General features: G+C 58.4%; 23 protein-coding genes. 21 read left to right on the top strand and 2 right to left on the bottom strand.

Going from position 1 to position 19398, the window contains the following annotated elements; genetic code table 11:
• Positions 1–5: 5 nt before the first annotated feature.
• The gene (locus IB252_RS28530; protein WP_192411003.1) at positions 6–995 is read left to right on the top strand and encodes a S49 family peptidase; all 990 of its coding nucleotides are present in this window, start codon (positions 6–8) and stop codon (positions 993–995) included.
• A gap of 56 nt (positions 996–1051) precedes the next feature.
• Here the strand turns inward: IB252_RS28530 and IB252_RS28525 are convergent, their stop codons facing one another.
• Positions 1052–1630, bottom strand: a complete 579-nt coding sequence (locus tag IB252_RS28525) for a Maf family protein (protein ID WP_111451776.1) — start codon at positions 1628–1630, stop codon at positions 1052–1054.
• Between the two features lie 106 nt (positions 1631–1736).
• Between IB252_RS28525 and IB252_RS28520 the strand changes: the two genes are divergently transcribed.
• From IB252_RS28520 to IB252_RS28440, 17 genes are all read left to right on the top strand, one after another.
• Positions 1737–2264: a YceD family protein gene (locus IB252_RS28520; protein WP_008152342.1), complete on the top strand. Its 528-nt coding sequence runs from the start codon at positions 1737–1739 to the stop codon at positions 2262–2264.
• A 13-nt stretch (positions 2265–2277) separates the two neighbouring features.
• A complete protein-coding gene (gene rpmF, locus IB252_RS28515) occupies positions 2278–2460 on the top strand; it encodes a 50S ribosomal protein L32 (protein WP_008152339.1) in 183 nt (60 codons plus the stop codon).
• A 4-nt stretch (positions 2461–2464) separates the two neighbouring features.
• Positions 2465–3475, top strand: coding sequence for a phosphate acyltransferase PlsX (plsX, locus tag IB252_RS28510; protein WP_192411002.1), 1011 nt, complete (start codon positions 2465–2467; stop codon positions 3473–3475).
• A gap of 124 nt (positions 3476–3599) precedes the next feature.
• On the top strand, positions 3600–4538 hold the full coding sequence (gene fabD / locus IB252_RS28505) for an ACP S-malonyltransferase (protein ID WP_008152335.1): 939 nt from the start codon (positions 3600–3602) through the stop codon (positions 4536–4538).
• A 16-nt stretch (positions 4539–4554) separates the two neighbouring features.
• Positions 4555–5298 (top strand): 3-oxoacyl-ACP reductase FabG, encoded by a 744-nt coding sequence (gene fabG, locus IB252_RS28500; RefSeq protein ID WP_111451777.1) that lies wholly within the window; start codon positions 4555–4557, stop codon positions 5296–5298.
• Between the two features lie 191 nt (positions 5299–5489).
• Positions 5490–5726, top strand: coding sequence for an acyl carrier protein (gene acpP / locus IB252_RS28495; RefSeq protein ID WP_003442511.1), 237 nt, complete (start codon positions 5490–5492; stop codon positions 5724–5726).
• Between the two features lie 110 nt (positions 5727–5836).
• Positions 5837–7081, top strand: a complete 1245-nt coding sequence (gene fabF / locus IB252_RS28490) for a beta-ketoacyl-ACP synthase II (RefSeq protein ID WP_111451778.1) — start codon at positions 5837–5839, stop codon at positions 7079–7081.
• Complete coding sequence (gene pabC, locus IB252_RS28485; RefSeq protein ID WP_192411001.1) at positions 7081–7896, top strand: aminodeoxychorismate lyase; 816 nt, start codon at positions 7081–7083, stop codon at positions 7894–7896. The genes fabF and pabC overlap by 1 nt, the downstream gene beginning before the upstream one ends.
• Before the next feature lie 3 nt (positions 7897–7899).
• Positions 7900–9159 carry an endolytic transglycosylase MltG gene (gene mltG / locus IB252_RS28480; RefSeq protein ID WP_192411000.1) on the top strand — a complete coding sequence of 420 codons (1260 nt, stop codon included), beginning with the start codon at positions 7900–7902 and terminating at the stop codon, positions 9157–9159.
• Positions 9160–9178: 19 nt separating this feature from the next.
• Positions 9179–9811, top strand: a complete 633-nt coding sequence (gene tmk / locus IB252_RS28475) for a dTMP kinase (RefSeq protein ID WP_192410999.1) — start codon at positions 9179–9181, stop codon at positions 9809–9811.
• Positions 9804–10793 carry a DNA polymerase III subunit delta' gene (locus IB252_RS28470; protein WP_192410998.1) on the top strand — a complete coding sequence of 330 codons (990 nt, stop codon included), beginning with the start codon at positions 9804–9806 and terminating at the stop codon, positions 10791–10793. Before tmk ends, IB252_RS28470 begins: the two co-directional genes overlap by 8 nt.
• A 42-nt stretch (positions 10794–10835) precedes the next feature.
• Positions 10836–11192, top strand: a complete 357-nt coding sequence (locus IB252_RS28465) for a PilZ domain-containing protein (protein WP_008152321.1) — start codon at positions 10836–10838, stop codon at positions 11190–11192.
• 14 nt (positions 11193–11206) lie between these two features.
• Entirely contained in the window at positions 11207–11992 is a 786-nt protein-coding gene (locus IB252_RS28460; protein ID WP_192410997.1) for a TatD family hydrolase, read from the top strand.
• 342 nt (positions 11993–12334) lie between these two features.
• The gene (locus tag IB252_RS28455; RefSeq protein ID WP_008152317.1) at positions 12335–12973 is read left to right on the top strand and encodes a TetR/AcrR family transcriptional regulator; all 639 of its coding nucleotides are present in this window, start codon (positions 12335–12337) and stop codon (positions 12971–12973) included.
• 139 nt (positions 12974–13112) lie between these two features.
• On the top strand, positions 13113–14081 hold the full coding sequence (locus IB252_RS28450) for a GTP 3',8-cyclase MoaA (protein ID WP_046049083.1): 969 nt from the start codon (positions 13113–13115) through the stop codon (positions 14079–14081).
• 193 nt (positions 14082–14274) lie between these two features.
• On the top strand, positions 14275–14883 hold the full coding sequence (locus IB252_RS28445; RefSeq protein WP_033056964.1) for a DUF4823 domain-containing protein: 609 nt from the start codon (positions 14275–14277) through the stop codon (positions 14881–14883).
• A 17-nt stretch (positions 14884–14900) separates the two neighbouring features.
• A complete protein-coding gene (locus IB252_RS28440) occupies positions 14901–15461 on the top strand; it encodes a DUF1285 domain-containing protein (protein WP_192410996.1) in 561 nt (186 codons plus the stop codon).
• Positions 15462–15523: 62 nt separating this feature from the next.
• On the opposite strand, the gene IB252_RS28435 is transcribed toward IB252_RS28440, so the two are convergent.
• Positions 15524–16396 (bottom strand): esterase/lipase family protein, encoded by an 873-nt coding sequence (locus IB252_RS28435; RefSeq protein WP_192410995.1) that lies wholly within the window; start codon positions 16394–16396, stop codon positions 15524–15526.
• Between the two features lie 211 nt (positions 16397–16607).
• Here IB252_RS28435 and IB252_RS28430 point away from each other — a divergent pair, with 211 nt between their 5' ends.
• The 3 genes from IB252_RS28430 (at position 16608) to IB252_RS28420 (ending at position 19363) form a co-directional block, all read left to right on the top strand.
• On the top strand, positions 16608–17324 hold the full coding sequence (locus tag IB252_RS28430) for a FadR/GntR family transcriptional regulator (protein ID WP_192410994.1): 717 nt from the start codon (positions 16608–16610) through the stop codon (positions 17322–17324).
• Between the two features lie 146 nt (positions 17325–17470).
• Positions 17471–18346, top strand: coding sequence for an SMP-30/gluconolactonase/LRE family protein (locus tag IB252_RS28425; protein ID WP_192410993.1), 876 nt, complete (start codon positions 17471–17473; stop codon positions 18344–18346).
• Between the two features lie 198 nt (positions 18347–18544).
• Positions 18545–19363, top strand: coding sequence for an SDR family oxidoreductase (locus IB252_RS28420; protein WP_192410992.1), 819 nt, complete (start codon positions 18545–18547; stop codon positions 19361–19363).
• The last annotated feature ends 35 nt before the right edge of the window (positions 19364–19398 follow it).

Genomic DNA, 19398 nt, shown 5'->3' with positions numbered 1-19398 from the left:
ATGTCATGACCGACGAATGGACAGCGCCCGCCAAGGCGAGCGCAGAGAGCGGTGACGAGAAAAGCTGGAAGCTGCTGGAAAAAACCTTGCTGGCCAGCGTGCAGGAGCAGCGCCGGTCCCGTCGCTGGGGGGTATTCTTCAAGCTGTTGACCTTTGTGTACCTGTTTGGCTTGTTGATCCTGTTCTCGCCTTTGATGGACATGGAAAAAGCTGCCACCCGCAGTGGCAACTACACGGCGCTGATCGACGTGACCGGCATGATCGCCGACAAGGAGCCTGCCAGCGCTGACAACATTGTCGGCAGTCTGCGTGCAGCGTTCGAGGACGAAAAGGTCAAGGGTGTCATCCTGCGAATCAACAGTCCGGGCGGCAGTCCGGTGCAGTCGGGCTACGTCTATGACGAGATCCGCCGTTTGCGCGGCCTGCATCCAGACACCAAACTTTACGCGGTGATCTCGGATTTGGGTGCTTCCGGCGCTTATTACATCGCTAGTGCGGCGGATCAGATCTACGCCGACAAGGCGAGCCTGGTGGGTTCCATTGGTGTGACGGCGGCCGGTTATGGCTTTGTCGGGACGATGGAGAAGCTGGGTGTCGAGCGTCGCACTTACACCTCCGGCGAGCATAAATCGTTCCTCGATCCGTTCCAGCCGCAGAAGCCTGAAGAAACTCTGTTCTGGCAGGGCGTGCTCGATACCACTCATCAGCAGTTCATCAGCAGCGTCAAGAAAGGTCGTGGCGACCGCCTCAAGGACAAGGAACATCCGGAGTTGTTCTCAGGGTTGGTCTGGTCGGGCGAGCAGGCGTTGCCGCTGGGCCTGATCGATGGTCTGGGGAATGCCAGTTCGGTGGCGCGTGATGTGATCGGCGAGAAAGAGTTGGTGGATTTCACCGTTCAGGAATCGCCCTTCGACCGCTTCTCGAAAAAACTCGGTGCCAGCGTGGCTGAACATCTGGCGATGTGGATGGGCTTTCAGGGGCCTTCGTTGCGCTGATTTTCTGGCTGCATAAAAAAACCGGCTTTTGCCGGTTTTTTTAAGTCAAAAGATCTTTAAGGTATCTGCACACCTTCGGCCAGTAACATGTCCACCAGGCGAATCAATGGCAGGCCGATCAGGCTGGTGGCGTCAGGGCCTTCGGTGCTTTGAAACAGGCTCACCCCCAAGCCTTCGGCTTTGAAGCTGCCAGCGCAGTCGTAGGGCTGCTCAGCGCGCAGGTAGCGTTCGATGCGCGCCTCATCGAGCGTGCGCATGTGCACGGTGAACGGCACGCAGTCGACCTGGCATTCACCCGTCTGGCTGTTGAGCAGCGCCAGGCCGGTAAGGAAGGTCACACTGGCGCCGCTCGAAGCCAGCAATTGTTCGCGGGCTTTTTCTAAGGTGTGCGGTTTGCCGATAATCCGATCGCCAAGTACCGCGACCTGGTCGGAGCCGATAATCAGGTGAGCGGGGTGGCTGCTGGCCAGCGCGCGTGCTTTTTCCTCGGCGAGGCGCTTTACCAGCACGACGGCAGACTCGCCCGATCGGTGGCTTTCGTCGATATCCGGCGAGCTGCAGGTAAACGGCAGCTGCAAGCGGGCCAGCAATTCCCGGCGATAAACCGAGCTAGAAGCGAGTAATAAAGGCAGCATGCGCATCTCCAAAAGGCAGGGGCGAATTCTAGCGGAGGCTTGCAAGTGACGGACAGGGCTGAATTTCCTTTGACATGGCTGGGGGCATCCCTATAATGCTGCGCCTATGTTGAATGACCCGATTCCACCTCACGTTGACCCGCGCAAATTGGCTGATCGTGGCACCACCCTTCAAGGTGAAATGCTGCTGGCCGATTTGGAGAGACTCTGCGACCCGCTTTCCGACACTGTCGGTACGGTGCAGGCTAAATTCGTTTTTGAACGAGATGAACGTAAGTCTGTGGTAATCCACAGTTTTATCGACACCGAAGTCAAAATGGTTTGCCAGCGTTGTCTTGAGCTGGTCACCCTGCCGATCCATAGCGAATGCAGTTATGCTGTGGTGAAGGAGGGTGCGAATACCCAGTCGTTGCCGAAAGGTTATGACGTGCTGGAACTGGGCGAAGATCCATTGGATCTGCAGTCACTGATCGAGGAGGAGCTTCTGCTCGCCTTGCCCATTGTGCCTGCTCATCATCCGGAAGAATGCCAGCAGCCGGCGGGTCTCGATGAGCCCGAACCGAGCGAGGACGAGGTAACGCGGTCCAACCCGTTCAGTGTATTGGCGCAGTTAAAGCGTGACCCAAACGTTTAGGAGTTAATCAATTATGGCTGTTCAGCAGAACAAAAAATCCCGCTCTGCCCGTGACATGCGTCGTTCGCACGACGCCCTGACGGCAAGCACTCTGTCTGTAGAAAAAACCACCGGTGAAATTCACCTGCGTCACCACGTATCGCCAGAAGGCGTATACCGTGGCCGTAAAGTGATCGACAAGGGCGCTGACGAGTAATCACTTGTCTGCTCAAGTCATCGCGATTGACGCAATGGGCGGGGACTTCGGTCCCCGCAGCATTGTTCAGGCCAGCCTTGCTTGCCTGTCTGCTACGCCCTCGCTGCACCTGACCCTCGTCGGTCAACCCTCCCTTCTTGAAGAATTGCTCTCTGGCCAATCGGCTGTGGATCGCTCGCGCCTGTCGATCGCGCCGGCGTCCGAAGTCATCGCCATGGACGAAAAACCTGCCCAGGCCCTGCGCGGCAAGCCCGACTCGTCGATGCGCGTGGCGCTGGAGTTGCTGCGAGACGGCAAGGTTCAGGCTTGTGTCAGTGCCGGCAATACCGGTGCGCTGATGGCGCTGTCGCGGTTTGTGCTCAAGACCTTGCCGGGCATTGATCGGCCGGCGATGGTGGCGGCGATTCCGACGCAGAAGGGTTATTGCCAGTTGCTCGACCTGGGCGCCAATGTCGATTGCAGCGCCGAGCATCTGTTGCAGTTCGCTGTGATGGGGTCGGTGGCGGCGGAAACCCTGGGCATCGTTCGTCCGCGAGTGGCGCTACTGAATATTGGCACTGAAGACATCAAGGGCAATCAGCAGGTCAAGCTGGCTGCAACATTGTTGCAAAGTGCTCGTGGTATCAACTACATCGGCTTTGTCGAGGGTGATGGTGTGTACCGTGGCGAGGCGGATGTGGTGGTCTGTGACGGTTTTGTCGGCAATATCCTGCTCAAATCCAGCGAAGGCCTGGCGACCATGATTGCCGCGCGCATCGAAGCCTTGTTCAAGAAAAACCTTGCGTCGAAAGTGGTCGGTGCTCTGGCATTGCCGCTGATGAAACGCTTGCAGGCTGATCTGGCGCCTGCGCGGCATAATGGCGCAAGCTTCCTCGGGTTGCAGGGGATTGTAGTGAAAAGCCATGGTTCGGCGGGGGTTCAGGGCTTCCAGAGTGCGATTCAGCGTGCCTTGATCGAGATCCAGGAAAACCTGCCGGAACGTATTCACGGTCGCCTGGAGGATTTGTTGCTTTAGGCGTTTTCGTCGGACAATGCTTAAATGTGACCGCTCAGTTCAATTTGCCATCCAACTGTCAGTTTCTTGCGTCCCCAAGCGGGACGTCAATTCTCCGACGACAAGATCATTAGGGGCTTGTTACATGTCTGCTTCCCTCGCATTCGTCTTTCCGGGACAGGGTTCGCAGTCCCTCGGCATGCTGGCCGAGTTGGGCGCACAACATCCGGTTGTCCTCGAAACATTCAAAGAAGCTTCCGATGCTCTGGGTTACGACTTGTGGGCACTGACCCAGCAAGGGCCGGAAGAGCAACTCAATCAAACCGATAAAACCCAGCCGGCCATTCTGACCGCCTCGATTGCCTTGTGGCGTCTGTGGCTGGCTGAAGGCGGCGCGCGTCCGGCTTATGTTGCCGGTCACAGCCTGGGCGAATACAGCGCTCTGGTCGCTGCAGGCAGTCTGAGCCTGGGCGACGCGGTGAAGCTGGTTGAACGCCGTGGTCAGTTGATGCAGGAAGCCGTTCCGGCCGGGCAAGGTGGCATGGCTGCCATTCTCGGTCTGGACGATGCTGATGTGCTGGCAGCCTGTGCCGAAGCGGCGCAAGGCGAAGTGGTGAGTGCGGTCAACTTCAACTCGCCAGGCCAGGTAGTCATCGCCGGTGCCAAGGCTGCGGTCGAGCGCGCCATCGAAGGCTGCAAGGCTCGTGGTGCCAAGCGCGCCATGCCGTTGCCGGTCAGCGTGCCGTCTCATTGCGAGTTGATGCGTCCGGCGGCCGAGCGTTTTGCCGAGTCGATCGCAGCGATCGATTGGCAGGCGCCGCAGATTCCGGTGGTTCAGAACGTCAGCGCCACTGTGCCGGCCGATCTGGAAACCCTCAAGCGCGATCTGCTCGAGCAGCTTTACAAGCCTGTACGCTGGGTCGAATCGGTTCAGGCGCTGGCCGCCAAAGGTGCTACCCAGTTGGTCGAATGCGGCCCTGGCAAAGTGCTGGCTGGCTTGAACAAGCGTTGCGCCGAAGGCGTGTCAACATCCAATCTCAATACCCCCGACGCCTTCGCTGCCGCTCGCGCAGCGTTGGCCTGAATCAGGAGAAGCCTGCATGAGTCTGCAAGGTAAAGTTGCACTGGTCACTGGCGCGAGCCGCGGTATCGGCCAGGCTATCGCCCTGGAACTGGGTCGTCAGGGCGCCATCGTTATCGGCACCGCGACGTCTGCCTCGGGTGCCGAGCGCATTGCGGCAACCCTGGCGGAAAACGGGATTCAAGGCACTGGCCTGGAACTCAATGTCACCAGCGACGAATCCGTTGCGGCAGTACTGGCGAGCATTACATCGCAGTTCGGTGCGCCGGCGATCCTGGTCAATAATGCCGGTATCACCCGCGATAATCTGATGATGCGCATGAAAAATGACGAATGGCATGACGTCGTCGATACCAATCTGAACAGTCTGTTCCGCCTGTCCAAGGGCGTTTTGCGCGGTATGACCAAAGCCCGTTGGGGGAGAATTATCAGTATTGGCTCGGTTGTGGGTGCCATGGGCAACGCAGGCCAAGTAAACTACGCAGCCGCCAAGGCCGGTCTGGAAGGTTTCAGCCGTTCATTGGCGCGTGAAGTCGGTTCGCGTTCGATTACGGTAAACTCGGTGGCCCCTGGGTTCATCGACACCGATATGACCCGCGAACTGCCCGAGGCACAGCGTGAAGCCTTGCAGACGCAGATTCCGCTGGGTCGTCTGGGACAAGCTCAAGAGATCGCGTCTGTGGTCGCTTTTCTTGCATCCGACGGTGCGGCTTACGTTACTGGGGCTACAATCCCGGTGAACGGCGGGATGTACATGAGTTAAATGTGACGGATTGCTTCAAAAAAATGTCATACGAGCTGTCTAAAATCCGTTATAAAGCTGCAATCTATTTATAGGCAGAGGGTCGTCGGGTTTGAGGAGTGAAGCTTTCAGTTGAAAAACTGAAAAGTCTTTCTATACACTTACCCACTGGCCAGCTGCCTGAATTTGTCCATTAGGAGTGAAAACAAGGTATGAGCACCATCGAAGAGCGCGTCAAGAAAATCGTTGCTGAGCAACTGGGCGTTAAAGAAGAAGAAGTGGTCAACACTGCTTCCTTCGTTGAAGACCTGGGTGCCGACTCCCTTGACACCGTTGAGCTGGTGATGGCTCTGGAAGAGGAATTCGAGACCGAAATCCCTGACGAAGAAGCTGAGAAGATCACTACTGTACAAGCTGCAATCGATTACGTTACTAACCACCAGGCTTAATAGCTTGTAATCGTTGCTTGCTGTCATGGAAAAACCGCACTGCCATCACGGCGTGCGGTTTTTTCCTTTAGGCCTGATGCAAAGTCGTCATTTGAAAAAAGGAGAGTGCTGTGTCGCGTAGACGCGTCGTAGTCACCGGTATGGGTATGTTGTCGCCACTGGGCACGGATGTGCCGAGCAGTTGGCAGGGCATTCTGGCTGGCCGCAGTGGCATTGGTCTGATCGAACACACCGACCTTTCTGCCTATTCCACCCGTTTTGGCGGCTCGGTAAAGGGCTTCAATGTCGAGGAATACCTGTCGGTCAAGGAAGCTCGCAAGCTCGACCTGTTCATTCAATACGGTCTGGCCGCAGGTTTTCAGGCAGTTCGTAACGCCGGTCTGGAAGTCACCGACGCCAACCGTGAGCGCATCGGCGTGGCCATGGGTTCGGGTATTGGCGGACTGACCAATATCGAAGAAACCAGTCGCACGCTGCATGATTCCGGCCCACGACGGATTTCTCCGTTTTTCGTGCCTGGCTCGATCATCAATATGATTTCCGGTTTCCTGTCCATCCATCTGGGCGCACAGGGACCTAACTACGCCATCGCCACCGCGTGTACCACCGGTACGCACTGCATCGGCATGGCGGCACGCAACATCATGTACGACGAAGCCGACGTGATGATTGCCGGCGGCGCTGAAATGGCAGCTTGCGGTCTGGGCATGGGCGGCTTCGGTGCCTCGCGCGCGCTGTCGACCCGCAACGACGAACCGACCCGCGCCAGCCGTCCATGGGACAAGGGCCGTGATGGCTTCGTACTGTCCGACGGTGCCGGCGCTCTGGTTCTGGAAGAACTGGAGCACGCCAAAGCCCGTGGCGCGACGATCTACGCCGAGCTGATCGGCTTTGGTACCAGTGGCGATGCCTACCACATGACTTCGCCTCCGGCCGATGGCGCGGGTGCTGCACGTTGCATCACCAATGCGCTGCGCGATGCCAAGATCAATGGCGATCAGGTTCAGTACATCAACGCCCACGGCACCTCGACGTCGGCCGGCGACCTTGCGGAAGCCCGCGCGATCAAGTCGGTATTTGGCGATCACGCTTACAAACTGGCGGTCAGTTCGACCAAGTCCATGACCGGTCACCTGCTGGGTGCTGCGGGCGCGGTCGAGGCGATCTTCAGTGTGCTGTCGATCAACAGCCAGGTAGCGCCGCCGACCATCAACCTTGATGAGCCGGACGAAGGTTGCGACCTCGATTTCGTACCGCATACTGCGCGCAATATGGATATCGATGTGGTGCTGTCCAACTCCTTCGGGTTTGGCGGTACCAACGGCTCGCTGGTATTCCGCCGGTTCGCTGACTGATGGACAGCTGGGTCGACGGTCAACCGGCTGACGCTTTGTCGCTGAAGGATCGCGGCCTGGCTTACGGTGATGGTCTGTTCGAGACCATCGCTGTACACAACGGCAGTCCAGTGCTGCTGGATCGGCATATGGTGCGTTTGGTCAAGGGTTGCCAGCGCTTGGCAATTAATCTCGATCATGCGGCTGTCTGCACAGAGTTACTGACCTATGCCCAAGCGTTGGGCGAAGGTGTGCTCAAGCTCATCGTCACGCGTGGCGAGCGCGCGCGCGGTTATGCGCCCGATCCTTCGGCTCAGGCACGCCGCATCATGCTGGGCAACCCTCCTGCGGTTTACCCTGCTGCCAATGCGGAGCAGGGCGTTCGCCTGTTCCCCTGTGCGACGCGGCTTTCCAGGCAGCCTCTGCTTGCCGGACTCAAGCACCTGAACCGTCTTGAGCAGGTTATCGCCCGCTCCGAATGGCAAGACACCGATCATGCCGAAGGCTTGATGCTCGATCAGGCCGGGCGCGTCATTGAAGGCGTGTTCAGCAATCTGTTCCTGATCCGCGATGGCGTGCTGATCACGGCTGATTTGAAGCGCTGCGGCGTGGCCGGCGTGATGCGTGCCGAATTATTGTTTCAAGCCGAGTCATTGGGGATTCCCACGCAAATCACCGATATCACCCTCGATCAGCTGCAATGGGCTGATGAAGTCTTTGTCTGCAACAGCGTGTATGGCATTTGGCCGGTGCGCGCCTATGCCGCACTGAGCTGGCCGGTTGGTCCGCTCACCCGTAAACTCCAAACCATTGCCCGCGCGCTACTGGATGCTTGATACGTGAGACGTAAATTCTTGCTGCTGCTGGAAACCGGATTGGTTCTGGCAGGGCTGTGTCTGGGCGCTTCTGCCTGGAAAATCCATTCGGCGCTGGAACAGCCGCTGAACATCACCCAGGAAGAGCTGCTGGAAGTGCCCAAAGGCACGACACCGACCCGCACCTTCTATCGACTCGAAGCCGATGGCGTCATCAAGGACGCTTTCTGGCTGCGGGTGTATTGGCGCTTCAATCTCGCCAAACAACCGTTGCACAAGGGCGAGTACCGCATGCAGCCCGGCATGACCGTCGAAGGCCTGATTGACCTGTGGAAACGCGGGGAAATGGTTCAGTACAGCCTGACTCTGGTCGAGGGCTGGAATTTTCATCAGGTCCGCGCTGCTCTGGCCAAGGATGAAAAACTCGAAAAGACCCTCGATGGTTTGAGTGATAGCGAGGTGATGGACAAACTCGGTCACAGCGGGATTTTTCCGGAAGGGCGATTCTTCCCTGACACCTACCGCTTCGTGCGCGGCATGACCGATGTCGAGCTGCTGAAAAAAGCCTACGACCGTCTTGACGAAGTCCTCGCCAAGGAGTGGAGCCAGCGCGCCGCTGACGTGCCTTACACCGAACCCTATCAGGCGCTGATCATGGCCTCGCTGGTGGAGAAGGAAACCGGCGTGCCGCAGGAGCGCGGGCAAATCGCTGGCGTGTTTGTACGGCGTATGGAAATGGGCATGTTGTTGCAGACTGATCCGACCGTGATCTACGGCCTCGGTGATCGTTACAACGGCAAATTGACTCGCGCCCACCTCAAGGAACCGACGCCATACAACACCTACGTGATTTCGGGACTGCCGCCGACCCCGATCGCCATGGTCGGCCGCGAAGCGATTCATGCAGCGCTGAACCCGGTGGCGGGCAATAGCCTCTATTTCGTTGCGCGTGGTGATGGCAGCCACGTGTTCTCCGATGATCTGGACGCGCACAATAACGCTGTGCGTGAGTTCCAGATCAAGCGCCGTGCCGACTATCGCTCCAGTCCTGCGCCAACCACTGCGCCAGAGGCGGCGGATGAGCAGGCACCGATTCCGGCGGCTTCGCCCGACACAGTCCTCGAGGCTGTGCCGCAAGTGCCGTCGCCAGAGCCTGCTCAGGCGGCGCCACCAGAGCCGCAAACGCCTGACCCGTCGCCATCACCGGAGCCGGCGCAAGCACCCGCTCAAGAACCCGCAGCCGCGCCCGAACCGAATGCAGCCGCGCCGCAAAGCCCGCAATGACTCTGACTAAGGACTGCCTGTGACTGGCTTGTTTATTACCCTGGAAGGCCCGGAAGGGGCCGGCAAGAGCACCAATCGCGAATACCTGGCCGAGCGCCTGCGCGCCGCGGGTATCGAGGTCGTGCTGACTCGCGAACCAGGCGGCACGCCGTTGGCCGAGCGGATCCGCGAAGTGTTGCTGGCGCCGGTTGACGAAGTCATGAACCCCGACACCGAGTTGCTGTTGGTGTTCGCCGCGCGAGCCCAGCATCTGGCCGAGGTGATTCGTCCAGCACTGGCCCGCGGTGCGGTGGTCCTGTGTGATCGCTTTACCGATTCGACCTATGCCTATCAGGGTGGCGGTCGCGGCCTGTCGCTGGAGCGCATCGCGACCCTGGAAACCTTCGTCCAGGGCGATCTGCGTCCGAACCTGACGTTGATTTTCGATCTGCCGGTGGAAGTGGGCCTGGCCCGCGCCAGTGCTCGCGGTCGTCTGGATCGCTTCGAACTCGAAGGCCGAACCTTTTTTGATGCGGTGCGCAGTGCTTTCCTCAAGCGTGCTGAAGCGGATCCTGCGCGGTATGTCCTGGTCGATGCCGCCCAGCCGTTGGCGCAGGTTCAGCAGGCACTGGATGCCTTGCTGCCGCGTCTGCTGGAGTTGACCCGTGGCTGAAGCCTATCCGTGGCAGGACAGTCTCTGGCAGCATTTGGCCGGTCGCAAGCAACATGCCCACGCCTATCTGCTCCATGGCCCGGCCGGGATCGGCAAGCGCGCGCTCGCCGAGCGCTTGATGGCCAGTTTGCTGTGCCAGCGCCCGAGCGCCGCCCACGATGCTTGCGGCGAATGCAAATCCTGTCTGTTGCTCAAGGCGGGCAGTCACCCCGACAACTACATTCTGGAACCGGAAGAAGCCGATAAGGCGATCAAGGTCGATCAGGTTCGTGATCTGGTCAGCTTCGTGGTTCAGACTGCACAGATGGGCGGTCGCAAAGTGGTGCTGATCGAGCCGGCCGAGTCGATGAACATCAACGCCGCCAACGCTTTGCTCAAAAGCCTTGAAGAACCGTCCGGTGATACGGTGTTGCTGCTGGTCAGTCACCAGACCAGTCGTTTGCTGCCGACGATCAAGAGCCGCTGCCAGCAGCAGGCCTGTCCGCTGCCGAGCGAAGCCATGAGTCTTGCATGGCTGGCGAAAGCTTTGCCGGATTGCTCGGAAGAAGAGCGCGTCGAGTTGCTGACCCTGGCCGCCGGTTCGCCACTGGCCGCCGTCAACTTGCAGACCCAGGGCGTGCGCGAGCAGCGGGCGCTGGTGGTCGATGGCGTGAAAAAGTTACTCAAGCAACAACAGTCGCCGACGCAACTGGCCGAAGGCTGGAATGCGATTCCGCTGTTGCTGCTGTTCGACTGGTTCTGCGACTGGTCGAGCCTGATCCTGCGCTATCAGCTGACTCAGGATGAAGAAGGGCTGGGATTGGCGGACATGCGCAAGGTGATTCAGTACCTGGCGCAGAAAGCCGGCCAGGACAAAGTCCTGAATATTCAGGACTGGATCCTCGCCCAGCGCCAGAAAGTGATGAGCAAAGCCAACCTCAATCGAGTGTTGTTGCTGGAGGCGCTGTTGGTGCAATGGGTGGGTTTGCCTACCCAGAAGTGACCGTCTGTGCCTAGACTCTGAGCATCTGCAACGGAGGTCAGCATGAATGAACTCGTCAATCCGGGGCCGCGCAACGGCATTTTGTCCCTGACGATCAAGGACAAGTCCGTGCTTTACGCGGCCTACATGCCGTTCATCAAGAACGGTGGCCTGTTTATCCCGACCAACAAGAGTTACAAGTTGGGCGATGAGGTATTCATGCTGTTGCACCTGATGGACGAGCCGGAGAAGATTCCGGTCGCCGGCAAGGTCACCTGGATCACCCCCAAAGGTGCGCAGGGCAACCGGGCCGCCGGCGTCGGCGTACAATTCAACGAAGGCGACAATACCGCGCGCAGTCGAATCGAAACCCATCTGGCCGGAGCCCTGAAGTCCGACCGTCCCACTCATACGATGTAAGTTGCAGCCCTTTTATGCTCGTAGATTCCCATTGCCACCTTGATCGCCTCGACCTCGCCGCCCACGACGGCTCCCTGGATGCTGCACTGGATGCGGCCCGTCAGCGCGGGGTAGGGCACTTTCTGTGTATCGGCGTCAGCGTCGAGAATGCCGCCGACGTCAAAGCCCTGGCCGAACGTTACGACGACGTCGACTGTTCGGTTGGCGTGCATCCGCTGGACGTGCAACCGGGCGCCGCGCCAGCACTGGATTGGCTGTTGCGCGAGCTCAACCACCCGCGTGTGGTCGCGATCGGTGAAACGGGCCTGGATTATTACTACGAGCCGGAAGCGGCAGAGTTGCAGCAGGAGTCGTTTCGCCTGCATCTGCAAGCGGCACAGCAGACGGGCAAACCGGTGATCATCCACACTCGTGGTGCCCGCGCCGATACGTTGAACCTCCTGCGTGAAGCCGCGCTGCCCCAGGCGGGCGTGCTGCATTGTTTCACCGAGGACTGGGACATGGCCAAAGCGGCGCTGGACATGGGGTATTACATTTCCTTGTCCGGGATTGTCACTTTCCGCAATGCCGATGCTCTGCGTGACGTGGCCAGTAAAGTGCCGGTTGATCGATTGCTGGTGGAAACCGACTCGCCTTACCTGGCGCCGATCCCTCATCGCGGCAAGCCGAACCTGCCGCAGTACGTGCGCGACGTAGCGGAATTTCTGGCAATGTTGCGAGGTGAGCCCTACGAGCGGTTTGCCGAGCAAACCACCGAGAACTTCAAGCGCCTGTTTCCGCTGGCGCATGTGAAAGGTTAAATCGCAGGCAAAAAAAACCCGGGTTCTGGGGGGTGAATCCGGGTTAAGACCATTAGGAGTAAAACAAAGGCACGCGGTCCGTTGGTACCTATATCGGCGCAACACTTGGGGGAGATGTCCCGCCGACAGTTGAAGTATTGATCAGTATTGCGCCGAGTCCAGTTTACCTGTGCCGGTTTTTAAACAAATTTGGAATACGAGCGCTTCGGTTGAGTTCTCATTCATCTGCGAGGCTGCCGGAATTCATCAAGAAACACATATATGGTCGGATGATCCGTGCATTTTTGCGCAAGTTAGGCATAATACGCGGCTTCGAATTTTGACCCCTACAGACCTTTTCTTATGCATAAAGAACCTCGTAAGGTCCGTGAGTTTCGTCGCCGCGAGCAAGAAATTCTCGATACCGCGCTCAAGCTGTTCCTCGATCAAGGTGAAGACAGTGTCACCGTCGAGATGATTGCTGATGCCGTCGGTATCGGCAAAGGCACGATCTACAAGCACTTCAAATCCAAGGCCGAGATTTATCTGCGCCTGATGCTCGATTACGAGCGCGATTTGAACGAGCTGTTGCATTCGGCCGATGTCGACAAGGACAAGGAAGCCCTGTCCCGGGCCTACTTCGAATTCCGCATGCGCGACCCTCAACGCTATCGGTTGTTCGATCGCCTGGAAGAAAAGGTGGTCAAGGGCAATCAGGTGCCGGAGATGGTCGAGGAGCTGCACAAGATTCGTGCCTCGAACTTCGAACGTCTGACCCTGCTGATCAAGGGCCGGATCAGCGAAGGCAAACTCGAAGACGTTCCGCCTTACTTCCATTACTGCGCATCCTGGGCGCTGGTGCACGGCGCCGTGGCGCTGTATCACTCGCCGTTCTGGAGCAATGTGCTGGAAGATCAGGAAGGTTTCTTCCAGTTCCTGATGGATATCGGCGTACGCATGGGCAACAAACGCAAGCGCGATACCGACACCCCGAGCAGCTGAACCATTCAGTTGCCTTATTGCGCCATGATTTCGCTACGTGGTGCAGTACCGCAGGAATATACTCAGGCATAGGACTTGCTAAAACTTGATTTGTGAGTCAAGTTTTAGTGGTCCGAATATTCTTCCGCCGGAGTAGTCCATGATCGTTGACCGTCAAGGCAGGCGTTTTCGCAATTTGCGAATCAGTCTGACTTCAGCCTGCAATTACGCTTGTACCTACTGCGTGCCCAACGGCAAGCGATTGGTCGCTGCGCAGGATGAATTGTCGGCCGAGGCCATGGCGCGTGGCGTGGCCTATCTGATCGAAGCCGCCGGCATTGAGCGTTTGCGCATCACCGGCGGCGAACCGCTGGTCAGCCCCAAACTCGAAACCTTCATGACTGCTGTCGGGCAGATGGGCCTGGCGGACATCAGCCTGACTACCAACGGTCAGCTGCTGGCGAAAAAGCTACCACTGCTGGTGGATGCCGGCATTCGTCGCATCAACGTTTCCCTCGATACCCTGGATGCCAGCGCTTTTCGCAGCATTGCCCGTGGCGGCGATCTGGCGACTGTGCTCGACGGTATGGATCAGGCCAGCGCCGCCGGCCTGAAGATCAAGGTCAATATGGTGCCGCTGCGTGGGCAGAACCTCGATCAAGTGATGCCGCTACTCGATTACTGTCTGGAGCGCGGCTATGAGCTTCGCTTCATCGAGTTGATGCGCATGGGCCACTTGGCCAGCGACTCCAATGCTTTCCTGCAGCAGTTTGTCAGCCTTCAGCAGTTGCTCAGCCTGATCGGCGAGCGCTACGAATACCTTCAGGCCGATGCGCCAGTAGACGCCACCGCCGTGCGTTACCAGATTCCGGGTCAGGGCTACTTCGGCGTTATCGCCAACGAAAGCGTTCCTTTCTGCCGCACCTGTTCGCGGCTGCGTCTGTCCTCTACGGGCTGGCTGCATGGCTGCCTGTCGTCGAGCAACCGCCACTATGTCGGCGACCTGCTGGACAAGCCCCGTCATCAAGCGTTGCCTGCCTTGCAGAGACTCTTGGTGAAAGCCTTGGGCGATAAGCAGGAAGTGGCATTTTCCGGTGGCGCGACCATCATGAAAATCATCGGTGGCTGATCGGGCCTCATCGCGGGCAAGCCTTGCTCCTACGGGTTGGGTGGCGACCACCATTTTGTGAGCGATACAAAACCGTAGGAGCAAGGCTTGCCCGCGATTGCATTCCATCAGATGACGATGAGTATGAGCTGGCGCGGAAGCTGCATCCCATGGCCATTCGCCGGTTTTCCGTCACCGGCCTCTGGAGGGTAGGATGCGTAGCCTGGTTTTGCTGCTGGCCGTTTTGGCGCTTGGTGGCTGCATGAATGTCAGCGATCTGGCTGAAGGGACTCGCTACCACATGAGCGACGCGGGGCTGCTCGACCATAGCGACAGCCGCCGTGTGAACAACCTGCGCATCCAGCCGGACTCATTCGTCTATATCGCCCAGGGCGCCTTTGTGCCGCCAGGCAGTACTGTCTACCCACGACCTAACGTGATTGCCGAAGTCGCCTTCGATGGCTTTGTCGAATACTTCCCCATGGTCCGCCGCGCCCGTGCCCCGGAAGGTCTTGATCAAGCCATGGGCGAAGCTCGTGCCGCCGGTGCCCATTACCTGCTTTATACCCGGTTCGCCAAGTCTGATGACCGTATCGGCAACTCGGACGAGTGGCTTGATCAGGAAGCCCTGGATCGCCTCGGTATCGATGGCGGCGTGATTCAGATCATGTTGATCGAGACCAGCACCCAGTATTTGATTGATACTGCACGTATCAAGGGTCGTGGCGGTTTACTGACGTTCCACGACAAAAAGCCAGAAGACCTGATGGGCCCGCCGCTGGAACAATACGCGCGCAGCCTGCTGGGGCTCAGCGACCAGTAATTCAAAAGGAGAACGCCATGAGTGGCCCGCAAAAAGCCAACGACCTGTTGGGGCAAATCCCCAAAACCAAAGGCTTGCCGCCGGTCCACCTGTGGAACCCCGATTTCTGCGGCGACATCGACATGCGTATCGCCCGAGATGGCACCTGGTATTACCTGGGCACGCCGATCGGGCGCAAGCCGATGGTCAAGCTGTTCTCCACCATCATCCGTCGCGATGGTGACGATTACTTCCTCATCACCCCGGTCGAGAAGGTTGGCATCAAGGTCGACGATGCGCCCTTCGTGGCGATTGCCGTGGATGTCGAAGGCGAGGGTGAAAAACAGGTCCTGCGCTTTACCACCAATGTTGACGAGACCGCCGAGGCCGGCCCTGAACACCCCATGCGCGTGGTGATCGACCCGGCCACGCAAGAACCTGCGCCCTACGTGCATGTGCGCACCAACCTTGAAGCCCTGATCCACCGCAACGTGTTCTACCAACTGGTGGAGCTGGCCGTCACCCGCGAGATCGACGGGCAGCGCTGGTTAGGTGTGTGGAGCGCTGGCGAGTTCTTTCCCATCGGGCTTGAGCCGTAATTCGCCGGGTTGTTGTGTTCTGGAAAATGGCCCGCTATTCAAGCGGGCCATTTTTTTTTTGCCTACAAACCTTTGTCCTTAAGCCGAGCCGCATGTTCAAGATAGAGGCGGACCGGGCTTACGTTCCAGCTCGTGATCCCGGCCATTTGATTGACTGCGTCGAAATGGTCCATCGGATAATCCGAACGGATGACTTTGCCCAGGTGCGAGCTGTACTGTCCGACGAGCCCATCGTTGGCGTGTTTCTCTTTATAAAATAACTTCGACAGCACGATACAGTTCAAGTGGGACGGATCGAGCGGTTGCAGGCTTTGAAATTTTTGTACGATCCCGCTCCAGGAGTAGTAGTACACGCCGTTTTCAATTTCGTTACCTTCCCCACCCCATTGTTTCGGTACCCCTTGCGGGTACTTGCGATTGAAAGCAGCCAACCCCGCGCTAGTCAGTGACTCGAAGGCCGCTTGAGGGTCCTGAGGGTTTTCCGGATGGTCGCTGATCAGCGAAATGAAGGTGCCGACTGCTTTGAACAGGGCGAGTACGAGCGCTTCGGGCAACTCGCCAGGCGTCAGCGCCTTATGCAACTGGTCGGCAATTTCGGAGCCATGATTGGGGCAACTGACAGAAGTGACTGATGCGACCTTTTCCGGGTGTAGCGCCGCTACGTAACGTGCCGCCAATGGACCTTGGCTGTGGCCGATCAGGTTGACCTTGGCGGCTCCCGTTTCCCGCAATAGGCGATTGACGTGTTCGAGCAGTTTTTTACCGCGCTCCTCGTTTCCGTTAACGGCTGGAATGTTGACGGAAAACACCGTGGCCCCGGCATGTTCCAGAGCTTCCTTGATCTCGAAGAAGTAGGGATAACCGGCAATTTTATCGAAGCCAAAAAGACCGTGGACCAAAACAATCGGGTATTGCGTAGACGCATCCATGTTCATGCTTATACCTGTCGATAGCGGACTTGAGTGGAACAGATGCTATTGACTGCTTGATCTGTCGCGGCTAACCGTAGGTCACAATGTGGGTTCGTTCAAATTGTTCGTCTGAATGCAATCAGATCGAAAAATTCAAATTGACACTCAATCATATGATGATTAGCGTGGACACCCATCGCGAACGGCTATGTGCCGTCCCTGAATTGAGGTGTCCATGTCCAGCAGTTTTCATGCGTCGACGGTCGATTGGCTGGGTTGCTGGATCGCCACGGGGCAGGTCAAGCCAGGTGAGACGCTCAAGGTCGAAGCCGACCTGGGCGAGCAGCTCGGTGTCAGCCGCACCGTAATCCGCGAAGCCATCAAAACCCTGGTCGCCAAGGGCATGCTCGAGGTCGGGCCCAAGGTCGGCACGCGGGTGCTGCCGGTGCGCCGGTGGAACCTTTTCGATCCGCAAGTCGTCGGCTGGCTGTCGCGCAGCGGCTTGCCGGAAAACTTCGTCGACGACTTGCTCGACCTGCGCCGCACCATCGAACCCATGGCCGTACGCTGGGCTTGCGAGCGCGCTACCGTCGAGCAGGTTCACGCCATCCTTCAGGCTTACAACGCATTGGAGCGGGCAGTGGACAGCGGCATCGATTACAACCGTGCCGACCAGTTCTTCCACGAGTGCATCCTCGCTGCCAGCCACAATCAATTCATCGAACAAATGGTCCCGGCCCTCGGCGCGCTGCTGGCGGTGTCGTTTGAAGTGTCCGCCGCCGACCCGGACGAACTGCGCCGCACGCTACCGATTCACAAAGACATGGCCGAGGCCATCGCCGCCCGGGATGCCGCGCGGGGAGTCTGGGCCTGCATGACCCTGATCGATAACGCCGACCTGGCCATCAAGCGCTTCTACCCGCAAGTCATGGCCGACAGAAAAGCCAGCTAACAATAAATAACCCTGTGGGAGTGAGCCTGCTCGCGATGGGGGCACTTCATTCAGCATCAATGTTGCCTGTTACACCGCTATCGTCGGAACGCCGCCCGGAGCAGGCTCGCTCCCACATAAAAAACAAGAACAACGCAGGAGGTTTCATGGAGTGGACTGCGGTTACCGAACACCGGGCACGACTGGGCGAAGGCCCGTTCTGGGACGCGCCGACCCAGGCGTTGTACTGGGTTGATATTGCCGGTCAACAGGCGCTGCGGCTGATTGGCGCCAACGTGCAGATCTGGCAAATGCCCGAGCACGTGTCTGCCTTCATCCCTTGCGAAAGCGGTGATGCGCTGGTGACGTTGAACAGCGGCGTGTATCGACTCGATCTGGATTCCCCCGGCCTGGAACCACGATTGACCTTGCTCTGCGTCGCCGATCCGCAACCCGGCAATCGCGCCAATGAAGCCCGCTGCGATGCTCAGGGCCGCCTCTGGCTCGGCACCATGCAGAACAACATCGGCGAGCAGGGCGAAGACGTACATATTGTGCGGCGTTCCGGTGGCCTGTTTCGCATCGATCGCGATGCTCGGGTCACGCCGTTGCTTCGCGGGTTGGGCATCCCGAACACCTTGTTGTGGAGCGACGACGCGACCACCGTGTATTTCGCCGATAGCCTCGACAACACGCTCTACCAGTACTTCATTCGCACTGATGGCAGCCTAGACCCGGCCCACATCTGGTTTGGGCCCCATGAGCGCGGCGGTCCTGATGGCTCGGCGATGGATGCCGAAGGTTACATCTGGAACGCCCGTTGGGACGGCAGTTGCTTGCTCAGGCTGACTCCGGACGGGCAGGTTGATCGCGTGATCGAGCTGCCTATCAGCCGCCCCACCAGTTGCGTATTCGGCGGTGAAGACCTCAAAACCCTGTACATCACCAGCGCCGCGAGCCCGCTCAACCATGCGTTGGACGGCGCGTTGCTGTCGATTCGAGTCGATGTGCCCGGAAAAACCTGTACGCGGTTCGCGGGTTAAATCCCAAAATATGGGATGCAAAATTATATATTGAGATTATTTGGCGGTCGGGTTTATAGTCGGCTCCATCAGTTACACGCACTCACACTTAAAAAAACAAAACAGGTGAAGTGATGCAGCGATTTTCCAAAAAGCCTTTTGACCGGACATCGACAGATGCCCGGTTTTTGTCGTGCCTTCGAAAAGGAGTCTTGATCCATGGCTGAACCTCTTTCCTTGCCACCGGTGCCCGAACCGCCGAAGGGTGAGCGCCTGAAAAACAAGGTCGTGCTGCTGACCGGTGCTGCTCAGGGTATCGGCGAGGCGATTGTTGCGACCTTCGCTTCCCAGCAGGCCAAGCTGATCATCAGCGATATCCAGGGTGAGAAAGTCGAAAAAGTCGCGGCCCACTGGCGGGACAAAGGCTTCGACGTGCAGGCAATCAAGGCTGACGTTTCCAACCAGCAAGATCTGCACGCCATGGCCAGACTGGCGATCGAGCTTCACGGTCGCATCGATGTGCTGGTCAACTGCGCTGGGGTCAACGTGTTCCGCGATCCGCTGGAAATGACCGAGGAAGACTGGCGTCGTTGCTTCGCCATCGACCTGGACGGCGCCTGGTATGGCTGCAAAGCGGTGCTGCCGCAGATGATCGAGCAGGGCATCGGCAGCATCATCAACATTGCCTCGACCCATTCCACGCACATCATTCCCGGCTGCTTCCCGTACCCGGTGGCCAAGCACGGTTTGCTCGGCCTGACCCGCGCCCTGGGCGTCGAATATGCGCCGAAGGGCATTCGCGTCAACGCCATCGCGCCGGGTTATATCGAAACCCAACTGAACGTCGATTACTGGAACGGTTTTGCCGACCCACATGCCGAGCGTCAGCGCGCTTTCGATCTGCATCCGCCACGTCGCATCGGGCAGCCGATCGAAGTCGCCATGACCGCTGTATTCCTGGCCAGTGATGAAGCACCGTTTATCAATGCCTCGTGCATCACCATCGATGGCGGTCGCTCGGTCATGTACCACGACTGAGTCAATCGGGTTTCAGACGCGGAACTACGTCTGAA

The sequence above is a fragment of the Pseudomonas sp. PDM10 genome (assembly GCF_014852295.1).
Lineage (GTDB): Bacteria > Pseudomonadota > Gammaproteobacteria > Pseudomonadales > Pseudomonadaceae > Aquipseudomonas.
This window is presented reverse-complemented; position numbering and strand designations above follow the sequence as displayed.